A 12,441-nucleotide genomic window follows, 5' to 3' on the forward strand; every position below is an offset into this window, starting at 1 on the left:
GGCGCCAGACGCCGACCGCCTTGTGAGCCCTGTGCATGCCGACCTAAAAGCCGCCCTGGATAACCAGGGTCACATTGCCTGAACCGGTTTGGTGGATGTCGGTGAACTGGCCGCGACCGATCTGGATCACGCCCAGGGCGTTGTTGGAGCCTTCTTGATGGGTGACCGCCTGATGGTCTGACCCGATCTGGGCGACGCCCACCACATTGCCGATGCCGGACTGCGAGCTGAACGCCTCGTTAAACCGGCCTTCCTGGCCCATTACGATGCGATTGCGGCGTCCTTGCTGGTTGAGGCCCGCCTCATTGCCTGCGCCATATTGGGACACTTGCGCGCCATTCCGGGCGCCCTCTTGAAGGGTCGAGATAAACTGGCGCACGCCGCGCTGTTCGAGATTTAACCGGTTGCGATAGCCGTCCACCCGCGCCGCCAGCTCGTTGGCGTGGCCGGACTGGGTGATCTCGATGGAATTGCGCGATTGCGCCTCCGCGTTCGGTGCGAAGGTGAGGCAGGCCAGGCTGAGACCGGCGGCCAGAAGGGTGCGAGTAATCATGTGCAGTCTCCAGTGTGCATCCACGGACATCATCGTCCGCGTCGAAACAGAGACTGGCGCACCGCGCATGAACCGATGCGGAAAAGTGTGTTCAGCTTCAATTGATTAAGCTGAACACACTTTTCATCACCAAGGCGGTTTCAAGGCAGGGTTTCAAGCCCTCAGGGTTCGCAAGGCCAAAGGCCGCTCGCAGCGTCAGCGAGGATCGACTGAGCGGAGGCGAAGGAGAACACCAGAAAAGTGAGCGCCTTCAATCCGGTTCGCCATGAGGATCGAACACATCCTCGATCCGGGCGTCGAAGGCTTCGGCGATCTTGAAGGCCAGCGAGAGGGAGGGATCGTGCTTGGACGTCTCCACCGCATTGATCGCCTGGCGCGACACGCCGACCCGGTCGCCCAGCTCCGCCTGGGACCAGCGCCGTTCCGCGCGCAGCACTCGGATGCGGTTCTTCACTGGTAGCGCCTCTTCACAAAGACCTGGGCGAAGCCGCTGATCCCGATAAAGGCGGGCAAGTACCAGACTTCGAGAATGCCCGGCCAGTCTGTCACCCCGCGCAACATGCCATAGGTAAAGCTCGCCACCGCCACCAGGATCGCGCCGATCAGAGCGGATTCCAGAACGATGCGGGCCTGCACTTCGTCCATCGCACGGACAAAGGCGATGATGGTGACGATGCAGGCGAGAACTGGCAGGACAGGCAACAGGCTGAGAATGATCCGGACAGGCTGGGCGAGTTCGAAATGGTTGTCGGTCCACACCGCGCCAAACAGTAAGACTGTGTAGAGCGTGAAGATCACCAGCATGCGCTGCAGATATGTTTGGGCGGCAGGGGTCATTTTCATGATCAGTCTCCTACAACCACACGAGCCACTTCTTCGGCGAAGCGCTCTGGCTGGTCCAGCATGATAAAGTGACGCGAGTCGGCGACGCCGCGCGCCTCAAGATCCACCCGACCTTCGTACTGGCTGACGAACATCTGACGGATGACGGCCGGCTCCATTTCAGGAAACTCGGCGTAGAGCAAGGTCACCGGCGCCTGGACGGCGGACAGTCGCGGGGCGAAATCGGTCGCCATCAACTCCGCTGTGGCTGCGGCGACAGCGCGCTGATCGGCCTGTTCGATCCAGGCCATGACCTGAGCCTGGCCCTCTGAGGTCATTGACTGAACCCGCAGCCCTTGCGCCATCATGCCCAGATAGGCGTCGCGCGGCATTGCGCTCATCTGCTGGCGGATCGCGGCGGCTTGGGGCGCCATCATCTCAGGCGTCACGCCCGGCTGCATCAAACCGGAAAAGAACGGGGCGGAATCCACGACGATCACGTCAGACACCTGATCCGGCGCATAACCGGCGGTCAGAAGCGCGACCTGCGCGCCCATGGAGTGACCGACAAGCACGACGTCTTCCAAAGCCTGCGCCACGAGATACTCAGCAATCGCCTGACTGGCCGGCGCCACGAAAGGCTCAAGCTCCGCAGGCGGTTCGACCCCGCCAAAACCGGCCAGAGTCACAAGATGATTGTCCCAGTCAGACCGAGCGAAGGGCTCGAACACCTCGGACGGTGACGCCAGCCCCGGTACATACACGACTGTCGGGCCGCTCTGATCCCCGCTCTGCGAGACCATGATACGGTCCGAATTCCAGGGCTCGGCGCCCTCAGCGCGAAACACTCCAAAGGCCTGAAGGGACAGGAAGATTGAAAAAACGCCTAGAACGAAAGCGGCGAAACGGCAGGCAGTGACAGGTTTCATGTTCACACCATCAGGATAAATTGACGTTATGTCGTGTTTACCTGACATTTCTCCAATGTGTCAATAGGACCTGACAATTTTCCAAGCCTACATGTCTAAATGTCGGGTTTGCGCTCATGCTCCGCCCGAGCTCAGGCGTAAAAAAGCCCTCCCAGCACTCGCCGGAAGGGCTTCAAGTTCAATATGTTAATGTTGCTTCAGCCGCGACCGCGATAAGAGGGCACGCCCTGATCGGGGATCCATAGCCCTTTCGGCGCCTCGCCCCATTGGCCGAACACGTCGATCGGGATGCCGCCGCGCGGATACCAATAGCCGCCGATCCGCAGCCATTTGGGCTTGAGTTCATCCACCAGACGCTGACCGATCATCATGGTGCACGCTTCGTGGAAGGCGCCATGATTGCGGAAGCTCTGCAGATAGAGCTTGAGCGATTTGCTCTCCACGATCCATTGCGCGGGCGCATAGTCGATCACGAGATGCGCGAAGTCAGGCTGGCCGGTCACCGGACAGATCGAGGTGAATTCCGGACAGGCGAAACGGATCATGTAGTCGGCGTCCTGCGACGGGTTCTCCACCCGCTCAAGACGCGCGTCTTCGGGGCGGTCCGCCGCTCTCGCGTCGGCGCCCAGCATGTCCAGCTTGGAATAGCGTTCATCGGTCATGGGCGCGCATTTAGCGCTGATAGGCGGGCACGGCAATGGGGGGCGTTATTGCACGCTCATCGCGCGGCGCGAAAAGACGGTGCGCATGGCGATGTTTGAGACCAGACGCGCCACGCCCGGCAGGCCGGACAGGCGCTCGCGGTGCACCCGCTCATAATCACTGGCGTCACGCACTTGCAGCTGCAGGAAATAATCTTCCGCGCCCGTGGTCAGATAGCAATCGCTCACATGCTCGATCCCGGCCACGGCGGTTTCAAAGGCTTCCATGGTTTCGCGCTTCTGGTTTTCGAGCGTCACCAGCACGATCACCGTCAGGCCCCGCCCCACCCGGTCGGCGTTGAGCAAAGCGGCATAGCTTGCGATCACGCCTTCCGCCTCCAGCGCCTTCACCCGGCGGTGACAGGCGGAGGGAGACAGGCCGACCCGGTCCGCAAGATCGGCGTTGGTCAGCCGCCCATCGTGCTGAAGCGCGCCCAGAATGGCGGCGTCGATCTCATCCAGTTTCATACCCCGCTCCCAATCCGTCGAAACTTCTCGCGCTGGCGCGCTTCGCACCCACAATGACGCAGCGCATCATGGCGCAATTTCATACTTAAACGCAAAATAATTTGAACATCATAAATTTACTTGCAGGATGCTGCACACAATCCCTATTTTCCGCGCAAAATCACACCGTCCAGATCTCGCTTCGAGAGCTGGCCAGCCGGGAGGCAGAATTATGCGCATTGGCGTTCCGACCGAGATCAAGAACCATGAATACCGGGTGGGCCTGACGCCGAACGGCGCTCGCGAACTGGTCGCGCACGGCCATGAGGTTTTCATTCAAGACGGCGCCGGGAATGGCGCGGGCTTCTCCAACGAGGAGTACACTGAAGCAGGCGCGGAAATCCTAGCCGACGCCGCGGCGGTGTTTGAAGCCGGTGAGCTGATCGTGAAGGTGAAAGAGCCACAGCCCTCTGAAACCGCGATGCTGACCGCGCGCCACACCCTGTTCACCTATCTGCACCTGGCGCCCGATCCTGTTCAGACCGAAGGCCTGCGCAAATCGGGCTGCATCGCCATCGCCTATGAGACCGTGACCGACATCAATGGCCGCTTGCCGCTGCTGCGTCCGATGTCGGAAGTGGCGGGCCGGATGAGCGTGCATGTGGGCGCGAACGCCTTGCACAAGGCGGCCGGCGGTCGCGGCGTGTTGATGGGCGGCGTGCCGGGCGTGACCCCGGCGAAAGTCGTGATCCTGGGCGCCGGCGTGTCCGGCAGCCATGCCGCCGAGATGGCGCTGGGCCTGCGTGCGGATGTGACCGTGCTCGACCGCTCCTTGCCGAAGCTGGCGGAAACCGACCAGTTCTTCCGCGGTCAGGTGAAGACGCGTTACTCCACCCAAGGCGCCATCGCCGAGGAGATCGCCGAAGCCGATCTGGTGATCGGCGCGGTTCTGGTGCCGGGCGCAGCCGCGCCCAAGCTGGTCACCCGCGACATGCTCTCCACCATGAAAGAGGGCGCGGTTCTCGTGGACATCGCCATCGATCAGGGCGGCTGCTTTGAAACCTCCAAGGCCACCACCCACCAGGACCCGACCTATATCGTGGACGGCATCGTGCACTATTGCGTGGCGAACATGCCCGGCGCCGTGGCGCGCACCTCGACCCTGGCGCTGACCAACGCCACCCTGCCCTTCACCCTGGCGCTGGCCGACAAGGGCGCCAAGCAAGCGCTCAATGACGACATCCATCTGGCGCGCGGCCTGAACGTGGCGGAAGGCGAAGTCACCTATAAGGACGCCGCCGAGGATCTGGGCGTGCCGTTCAACAAACCTGATTGGCTGACCGTGCTGTAACTCCTCTTACAGCGCGACACTAAAACCCCGGCTCAGATTGAGCCGGGGTTTTTTCTGTTCCGGTGCAAGGCGTCTACTGCGCGGCGGCCTGTGTCCAGGCCGGATCCAGCGGCGTGTTTCGCGCCGCGTCATTGACCGCTTCGACCGCGTCCAGCATGGCGTCCAGCTCCTCACGCATGAGGACTTCGCCCTGCATCACCACCGCCTCGACCGCCCGCGTATTGCGGATGTCCTCAAGCGGATTGGCGTTGAGCAGCACCAGATTGGCGCGAAAGCCCGGCTGAACGCGGCCCGTATTCCAGTCCATGAAGCGCCCCGGCGTCGCCGTCGCCGATTCCAGCGCCTGAGCGGGCGTCATTCCTGCATACACCAGCGCTTCGAGCTCCTGGTGCAGGGAATAGCCCGGCGCCATGAGCGGGACATTGGCGTCAGTTCCCGCCACCATCGGCACGCCCGCCGCCAGAGCCGCCTCAAACATCAGCTGCTGCGCCTCGGCATAGGTGGTCCAATAGGCCTGATAGCGGTCGCGCCAGCCCTCTGAGCGATATTGCTGCGGCACGGAGTAGATGTTCACATCCGGCAGCCAGCCCATGGCGCGGCCTTCGGCGACGCCTGGATTGACCAGCCCCACCGGCGCGGTTTCCAGCGCGGCTTCGGTATCGGTCTTCTGCTGGGCGAAGCTCGACACCAGCGCCAGAGTCGACGCCAGAACAATCTCATTGTTGATCATGTGCTGGGCAACGGCGTCGCGATGCGCCAGCACATAGTCGAGATACTCACCCGCATTGCTGACGCCATAGCCGCCGAAATCCCGGTCGAGCCCTTTGATCAGCTCCTCCACATGAGCGACTTCGCTCTGATTGGACGCCCACAAATCATCAAGCCGCGCCGCCACCGGCACATGGCCCACCAGCGGGATGCCGACCGCTTCGCTGGCGGCGCTGGCCGCCTGATAACCGCTCAGGCTCAGATAACTGCTGGCCTTGACGGCGTCATACCCGTCTGCCGCCAGATCGCGCACCATCTGGTCGGCGGCTTCAGGCGTGCGGGCGACATTGCGCTTGGACGTCCAGGACTGCCACAGGCCTTCGGCGAAATCATAAGTCGCGATCTGAGCCGCCACCACGAAGATGTCCGGGCCCAGCAGATCACCGTCGGCGATCTGGTCGCGCCATTCCAGATGATGGGGCTGGCCGTGCATTTCGCGAATCTGGGTGACGCCATGGGCCAGATAGAGCGCCAGATCATTCTGGCTGTTCCACAAATGCACATGGGAATCCGTCAAACCCGGCATCAGATAGCGTCCCTCGCCATCCATCACCGGCGCGTCAGCCCGTTGCGCCATGCCGGCGCCCATATCGGCGATCACTCCCGCCTCGATCACCACGTCCATGGGCTCTGAGAACCGCTCCGAGCCCGGCTCCAGCACGCGCACATTGGCGAGCACATAGCGCTCGGGCGTCTCGTGGGACGGCTCCAGCGCGATGACCGGCGTGCGCCCGCCAAACATCTCCACGATTGAACGATCAATGACCACATACGCCCCGATCGCGCCCAAAACGTTCAGCAGCACGAAGACGCCCAGAATCCGCAAGCCCCATTTCAACATGTCATTCTCCTTGGGGCGCCTGACCACGCCCTGTATCTTTACATTGTCAAGATACGATAGCCGGGCTATCTTGTCAGTGTCAAGTTTGAAATCGAGATGGGTGACGAAATGGCGATGACCGAGAAGCAGCCGTACCATAAGGGCGATCTGCCCGCCCTTCTCCTGAAGGCCGCTGAAGACGAGTTGTCGGAAAACGGGCTGGAGCGCTTTTCCCTGCGCGCCGCCGCGAAACGCGCCAATGTCAGCCACGCCGCCCCGGCGCATCACTTCAAGGACATGACGGGGCTGTTGAGCGCCCTCGCCGCTGACGGTTATCGACGACTTGTCGAGACGCAAAACGCCAGACAGGCGCAAGCGGGGCAAGGCGCGGTGGATCAGTTCGTGGCGTCAGGGCTTGGGTATGTGGACTTCGCCGAAGCGCATCCGGCGCTGTTCCAGCTGATGTTCGCGTCAGAAAAACCAGACCGCAGCCATCCTGACTTCGCAGCCGCCTCGCTTGACGCGTATGGAAAACTGGAACGGGAAGTCGCCGCGCTCTATCCCGGCGATGTGGCCGCCGACCTTCGCACGATCTTGCTCATGACCTCCTGGTCGGTGGTGCATGGCCTGACCGAGCTGATCATCTCGGGCCGCGCCGAAGGCCCGCTCCAGCTCTCATCGCGCACCCCGGATGAACGCGACGCCCTGATCCGCGCGATCTTGCTGCGCGTGCATGAGGTGGAGGGGTGAGGTGGAGCCCGCTCAGACAGGATAGATGAAATTGTTCACCGGACCGTCCACGGTCTGGGTCTGGGCGTAGTCCTTGAGCAGGAAATATATACGGCGGTCGAACTTGCTGTCCGACACGCTGACTTCATGGATCTCCTGATTGGCGTCGAAGACCTGCATGATGTCATCCAGATCAACGCCCGGCTCCACATCTGCAAAGATCTTGAACTGGGTGCCCAACCGCTTGTGGACCGGCACACGGAAGGACAGATAGGCACCATCCTTCTTGCCGCGCACTTCAGCAGGGTAAATCTTCAGCTGCAGACGCCCCACCATGCGCTCGCGGTCACTGGCCATGGTGGAGATGTACTGATCGGTGCCGAAGCGGATGATCAGCACATTGAACCGAATGCCCGGCGGAAACGCCTCCACCGGGCCCAGATAGATGACGTGATGGGTCAGCGAGCGGGACAGGAGGAACACCGCCCGCTCGATCAGCCAGCTCGACCCCGCCCAAACAATGCGAATCACCGCGGTCAGCACCGTCGCCAGAGCGCCCAGTATGAGCGACTCCAGCAACAGGCTGTCCGGCAGGTTGTTGATGATCCGGCCCAGAAGCGCGCCGATTTCCCCCATCGCCCCGTCTTCCCGCTCTAGCCGCCGCAGATGCGCTGCTTGGCGGCTTCGTACTGGGCTTGCAGTTCGGACACATAGGCGCCCGCGCTTTGCACTTTCTTGACCGAGCCCACGCCCTGGCCGGAGCCCCAGATGTCTTTCCAAGCCTTGGCGTCGGTATTGCCGCCCGACCCGAAATTCATCGCGGACGGATCGCTTTCCGGCAGATTGTTCGGGTCGAGCCCGGCATCCTCGATCGACTTGCGCAGATAATTGCCGTGCACGCCGGTGAAGAGGTTGGAATAGATGATGTCTTCCGCCGTGCTGTCGACAATGGACTGTTTATAGGCCTCGCTGGCGCGCGCCTCTTCAGTGGCGATGAAGGCCGAGCCGATATAGGCGTAATCCGCGCCCATGGCCTGCGCGCCCAGAACGCCGGCGCCGGTGGAGATGGAGCCTGACAGCGCGATCGGGCCGTCAAAGAATTCGCGGATCTCGCTCACGAGACCAAAGGGCGACAGGGTGCCGGCATGCCCGCCTGCGCCGGCGCACACCGGGATCAGGCCGTCCGCGCCTTTTTCCAGCGCCTTGTGGGCGAATTTGATGTTGATGATGTCGTGCATCGTCTCGCCGCCCCAGCCATGAACGGCCTGGTTCAGCTCCTCGCGCGCGCCCAGCGAAGTGATCACCAGCGGCACCTTGTATTTCTCACAGCTCGCCAGATCCGCCTCGAGACGGTCATTGGAGCGGTGCACGATCTGGTTCACCGCGAACGGCGCCGCCGGGGCGTCAGGATTGGCTTTGTTATAGCTGTCGAGCTCGGAGCTGATCTCATCCAGCCATTCATCAAGCTGGCTTTGCGGGCGCGCGTTCAACGCCGGGAAGGAGCCGACAATGCCCGCCTTGCACTGGGCGATGACCATCTTGGGATTGGAGATGATGAAGAGCGGCGAGCCGATCACCGGCAGACGCAGCTTGCCTTTCAGGCATTTGAGTTCAGACACGCGAAGGACCCTCCCCGGAGGAAATTTGTGAACAGTGTTTGAGCCAAGGCTAGCGCGGTTTTCGCACAAGAAAAGCGCTCAGAGCGGTTTAAGAAAATACACGGTGTCGATCCCCGCGCCACGATCATCCTTAAGGCGTAATCTTTCTTCAAAGCCCAGCTTGGCGATCAGCGGGAGATGCGCGCCATTGGTGCTCCAGGTGCGGGTCGCCACACAGGGCGTTTCCGACCCGCTGCGCGCCAGATCAAACAGGCGCTCATACAGGGTTCGCGCCAGGCCGCGCCCCTGCGCCGATTGCGTCACGATCAGGGTCGACAGATAGGCGCTCACCGTCAGTTTCAGCGCCTCGAGCTTTTTGTCGCGCGCCACGCTCATCATACCGAGCACCCGGCCCGCCGCGTCGCTGGCGGTGATCAGGGCGTGCGGCTGGATCGAGGCCCAGTACGCCGTCGGCGCAGCGTCCAGCACCGTCCCCTCGCCCACGGACAAGCCCTGCTCGGGCGTACGGGCGCGCAGCGGCGGCCAGAAGGCGTCATCCGCTTCACAGATCAGGTCATAAATCTGATCGCGCACGCCGGCGGGCGCCTGCGCCAGCGTGTCATACACCGTCAGCGTCACGCTCATGCCGGGCCGGTCTCCACGGGCAGATCGCGCGCGCCCCACTCCGCCCAGCTGCCGTCATAAAGCCGCACATCGCGGAAGCCGGCGCTCAGGAAGGCCGCGCTCAGGATCGCCGCCGTCACGCCCGATCCGCATGTGGTGATGATCCGGGTTTCGCGGCTGACCCGCGGCAGGGCCGCCTCCAATGCGTCCTCGGATTTCAGCTTGCCGTCTGCGGTCAGAAGCTTGGGGAAAGGCAAATTGATCGAGCCGGGGATATGGCCTGATTTCAGCCCGTTGCGCGGCTCCGGCTCGGTTCCTTCAAACCGACTCGGCGCGCGGGCGTCCACCACCAGCGCCCCGCCAGAGCGCGAGGCGAAGGAGACATCCTCCCAATTGACCGTATCGTCCCAGATCATCCGCGGCGCCCGCTCGATGGCGGGAGGCCTGCGGAAAATCTCTCCGGTTTCAATCGAGCCGCCTGATTTGCGCCAGGCGTTCAGGCCGCCATCCAGAATGCGCACATCGCACCCAAACCGGCGGAAGGTCCACCAGACGCGCGCGGCGCCCACCAGCGAGGTCTGGTCATAGATGATGAATTTCTCGCCCCCGCTCAGCCCGTGCCAGCTGAGCCAGCGGGCGAAGGCCGCCGCCCCCGGCGCCATGTGCGGCAAGGGAGAGCTGACATCGCAGACGCCATCGAGATCGAAAAACACCGCGCGCGGCAGGCGACGCTCTTCAAAGACCTCTTCACCGGTCATGCCCGCCCCGGGCAGGAACCAGCTGGCGTCCACAAACACCGGATCTGACTCCGCCAGCGCCTGTATCGCGCTGATTGTCACTGCTTCCCGCATCAAGGCGATTCTCCAGAACTAATCGCATTCACCGTACCAGCTTGGCTTGTCCGGGGAAGCGGGCTGCGCCAGTCTCGAACAAACGACGCGAAAAATCGCGCGCTTACGGGAGGACATCATGACCCTAGCCACACCCCTGGCCGGGCTGACGGTGCTTGACCTGACAACGGTCGTCGCCGGCCCAATCGCCAGCCTGACGCTTGCTCAGCAAGGCGCCCATGTGATCAAGATCGAGCCGCCCGGCGGCGATCTGGTCCGGCGTCTGGGCTACATCGCCAAGGACGGCTCCAGCTCGACGTTTCAAACGCTCAATCGCGGCAAATCCCTGATCAGCCTCGACCTGACCGACAAAGACGCGCAGGCGGCGCTGCAAACCCTGATCAGGCAGGCGGATGTGGTGATGCACAATTACCGCCCGGCCGCGGCGCAAAAGCTCAAGCTCGACGCCGGGACGCTGCGGCGCAGCCATCCCGATCTGATCGTCGCGGAAGTCACGGGCTTCGGCCCTTGGGATCCCTTGAGCGATGTGCGCGCCTATGACCCGGTCATCCAGGCGGAAAGCGGGCTGGCCGCCCGCCCCGACAAGCCAGAACCTGAGCTTTATCCGCAATATATCTGCGACAAGGTGGCGGGGCTCTATCTGTGCCAGGCGATCACCAGCGCGCTGGCGGGGCGTGAACGCGACGGCCAGGGCCGCCATGTGGCGGTGTCCATGCTGGAAGCCGCCCTCGCCTTTAGCTGGATGGATGTGCACATGCCGTTGACGCTGAAGGACCCGCTTCAGCCCGGCCCCAACATCGCCAAGGTCTACCGCCCCTGGAAGGCGGCGGACGGCTGGTTTGTGGTGGTGATGCTGTCTGAAAAAGAGTTCGGCGCCTGGTGCGACGTCGTGGGCGCCCCGCAGCTTCTGGAGGATCCGCGCTGTGCGGACATGGCGGGCCGGTTCATCAACTGGGACTTCATCCGCGAGACCTGCGCGCCGCTGGCCGAAGACCAGCCCGTGGACGCGTTGCTGGAGCGTTTGCGCGCGGCGGGCGTGCCCGCAGGCAAGGTCAACAGTTCAGACGATATCCTGAGCCATCCCCAGCTGGACGCGAGCGGTTTCATCTATGATGGCGAGGCGGACGGCCCCGGCCCGGTGCGCCTGCCCGGCGCCGCGGCGCGCTTTGACGGGCAGCGCCCCGGTCAGGGCGCGACCTGTTCAGGCCAGCTGGGAGCGGACACTCGCATGATCCTTGAAAAAGCAGGCGTCGACGGCGCCTTGATCACACGACTTTGCGGAGACTGAGATGAGCGAATTTTCCACGCTGCTTTACGAGGTCGAGGGTCGGGTCTGCACGATCACCCTGAACAGGCCCGAGCGCCTGAACGCCATCAATGACGCCATGCCGGGCGATATCGCGGGCGCGGTGAAAAAGGCGGAACGCGACCCCGCCGTCCACGTGATCGTGGTGCAGGGCGCCGGCAAAGGGTTTTGCGGCGGCTATGACCTGAAGGACTATGCCGAGCGCGAGGGCGAGCTGCCGGGCAGTCAGGACATGCCCTGGGACCCGATGATCGACTACGCCTTCATGCACCAGAACACGCTTGATTTCATGAGCCTGTGGCGCTGCCACAAGCCCACCATCGCCCGCGTGCATGGCGCGGCGGCGGCGGGTGGGTCCGATATCGCCCTGTGCTGTGATTTCGTGATCATGGCCGAGGACGCCCGCATCGGGTATCCGCCGGCCCGCGTCTGGGGCGTGCCGACACCCTCCATGTGGGTGTATCGCCTCGGCCCCCAGCAGGCCAAGCGCATGATGATGACCGGCGAGCTGATCGACGGCAAAGAAGCCGAGCGCATCGGGCTGGCGCTGGAAGCCGTTCCTGAAGCCGAACTCGACGCCGCTGTTGAGCGTCTCGCCGGACGGCTTCAGGGCGTGCCGAAGAACCAGCTGATGATGACCAAGATGGTGGTCAATCAGGCCTATGAGGCCATGGGGCTGTCCAACACCCAGATGCTCGCGACCGTGTTTGACGGGGTCTCGCGCCATTCGCCTGAAGGCATGTGGTTCCGTCAGCGCGCCCAGGAGGTCGGCTTCAAACAGGCCGTGGCCGAGCGTGACAGCGGCGATCCCATTGCAGCCGAGGTCGAGAAGACGCCCTATGACCGCATGGAGTGACACAGCTGTGCGCCATCACGGCGTTGCAAGACGGGGTGGGGACGGCTAAGCCGAAGGCTTGACTGTTCCTACCACCAAGAGAGCCT

At 63.0% G+C, this 12,441-nt stretch carries 15 protein-coding genes; 4 read left to right on the forward strand and 11 right to left on the reverse strand.

Translation table 11 applies throughout. The annotated features are described in order from the left end of the window. Positions 1 to 43: 43 nt before the first annotated feature. The 6 genes from ACTIGF_RS01095 to ACTIGF_RS01120 all read right to left on the reverse strand — a co-directional run bounded on the left by ACTIGF_RS01095 (position 44) and on the right by ACTIGF_RS01120 (position 3,473). Positions 44 to 553 (reverse strand): curlin-associated protein, encoded by a 510-nt coding sequence (locus ACTIGF_RS01095; RefSeq protein ID WP_439635111.1) that lies wholly within the window; start codon positions 551 to 553, stop codon positions 44 to 46. A gap of 250 nt (positions 554 to 803) precedes the next feature. Next, a complete protein-coding gene (locus ACTIGF_RS01100; protein WP_107712870.1) occupies positions 804 to 1,007 on the reverse strand; it encodes a helix-turn-helix transcriptional regulator in 204 nt (67 codons plus the stop codon). Beyond that, positions 1,004 to 1,396, reverse strand: coding sequence for a hypothetical protein (locus ACTIGF_RS01105; protein ID WP_439635112.1), 393 nt, complete (start codon positions 1,394 to 1,396; stop codon positions 1,004 to 1,006). Before ACTIGF_RS01105 ends, ACTIGF_RS01100 begins: the two co-directional genes overlap by 4 nt. Positions 1,397 to 1,398: 2 nt before the next feature. Beyond that, on the reverse strand, positions 1,399 to 2,304 hold the full coding sequence (locus tag ACTIGF_RS01110) for an alpha/beta fold hydrolase (RefSeq protein ID WP_439635113.1): 906 nt from the start codon (positions 2,302 to 2,304) through the stop codon (positions 1,399 to 1,401). Between the two features lie 197 nt (positions 2,305 to 2,501). Next, positions 2,502 to 2,966: a preQ(1) synthase gene (gene queF / locus ACTIGF_RS01115; protein ID WP_439635114.1), complete on the reverse strand. Its 465-nt coding sequence runs from the start codon at positions 2,964 to 2,966 to the stop codon at positions 2,502 to 2,504. A 45-nt stretch (positions 2,967 to 3,011) separates the two neighbouring features. Then, positions 3,012 to 3,473, reverse strand: a complete 462-nt coding sequence (locus tag ACTIGF_RS01120; protein ID WP_439635115.1) for an Lrp/AsnC family transcriptional regulator — start codon at positions 3,471 to 3,473, stop codon at positions 3,012 to 3,014. A gap of 211 nt (positions 3,474 to 3,684) precedes the next feature. On the opposite strand from ACTIGF_RS01120, the gene ald reads away from it, so the two are divergent. Beyond that, positions 3,685 to 4,803 (forward strand): alanine dehydrogenase, encoded by a 1,119-nt coding sequence (gene ald / locus ACTIGF_RS01125; protein ID WP_439635116.1) that lies wholly within the window; start codon positions 3,685 to 3,687, stop codon positions 4,801 to 4,803. A gap of 73 nt (positions 4,804 to 4,876) precedes the next feature. Here the strand turns inward: ald and ACTIGF_RS01130 are convergent, their stop codons facing one another. Further along, complete coding sequence (locus ACTIGF_RS01130) at positions 4,877 to 6,412, reverse strand: amidohydrolase family protein (RefSeq protein WP_439635117.1); 1,536 nt, start codon at positions 6,410 to 6,412, stop codon at positions 4,877 to 4,879. A 96-nt stretch (positions 6,413 to 6,508) separates the two neighbouring features. Here ACTIGF_RS01130 and ACTIGF_RS01135 point away from each other — a divergent pair, with 96 nt between their 5' ends. Continuing rightward, entirely contained in the window at positions 6,509 to 7,141 is a 633-nt protein-coding gene (locus ACTIGF_RS01135; protein ID WP_439635118.1) for a TetR/AcrR family transcriptional regulator, read from the forward strand. Between the two features lie 12 nt (positions 7,142 to 7,153). On the opposite strand, the gene ACTIGF_RS01140 is transcribed toward ACTIGF_RS01135, so the two are convergent. The 4 genes from ACTIGF_RS01140 to ACTIGF_RS01155 form a co-directional block, all read right to left on the reverse strand. Beyond that, on the reverse strand, positions 7,154 to 7,756 hold the full coding sequence (locus tag ACTIGF_RS01140; RefSeq protein WP_439635119.1) for a hypothetical protein: 603 nt from the start codon (positions 7,754 to 7,756) through the stop codon (positions 7,154 to 7,156). A gap of 17 nt (positions 7,757 to 7,773) precedes the next feature. After that, the gene (locus ACTIGF_RS01145) at positions 7,774 to 8,739 is read right to left on the reverse strand and encodes an NAD(P)H-dependent flavin oxidoreductase (RefSeq protein WP_439635120.1); all 966 of its coding nucleotides are present in this window, start codon (positions 8,737 to 8,739) and stop codon (positions 7,774 to 7,776) included. Between the two features lie 78 nt (positions 8,740 to 8,817). Next, complete coding sequence (locus ACTIGF_RS01150) at positions 8,818 to 9,363, reverse strand: GNAT family N-acetyltransferase (protein WP_439635121.1); 546 nt, start codon at positions 9,361 to 9,363, stop codon at positions 8,818 to 8,820. Continuing rightward, positions 9,360 to 10,193 (reverse strand): sulfurtransferase, encoded by an 834-nt coding sequence (locus ACTIGF_RS01155; protein ID WP_439636635.1) that lies wholly within the window; start codon positions 10,191 to 10,193, stop codon positions 9,360 to 9,362. Before ACTIGF_RS01155 ends, ACTIGF_RS01150 begins: the two co-directional genes overlap by 4 nt. Before the next feature lie 118 nt (positions 10,194 to 10,311). Between ACTIGF_RS01155 and ACTIGF_RS01160 the strand changes: the two genes are divergently transcribed. Together ACTIGF_RS01160 and ACTIGF_RS01165 are read left to right on the forward strand one after the other, a co-directional pair. Next, positions 10,312 to 11,481, forward strand: a complete 1,170-nt coding sequence (locus tag ACTIGF_RS01160) for a CaiB/BaiF CoA transferase family protein (protein WP_439635122.1) — start codon at positions 10,312 to 10,314, stop codon at positions 11,479 to 11,481. Position 11,482: 1 nt separating this feature from the next. Continuing rightward, the gene (locus tag ACTIGF_RS01165) at positions 11,483 to 12,355 is read left to right on the forward strand and encodes a crotonase/enoyl-CoA hydratase family protein (protein ID WP_439635123.1); all 873 of its coding nucleotides are present in this window, start codon (positions 11,483 to 11,485) and stop codon (positions 12,353 to 12,355) included. The last annotated feature ends 86 nt before the right edge of the window (positions 12,356 to 12,441 follow it).

Source organism: Oceanicaulis sp., assembly GCF_051859625.1.
Classification (GTDB): Bacteria; Pseudomonadota; Alphaproteobacteria; order Caulobacterales; family Maricaulaceae; genus Oceanicaulis.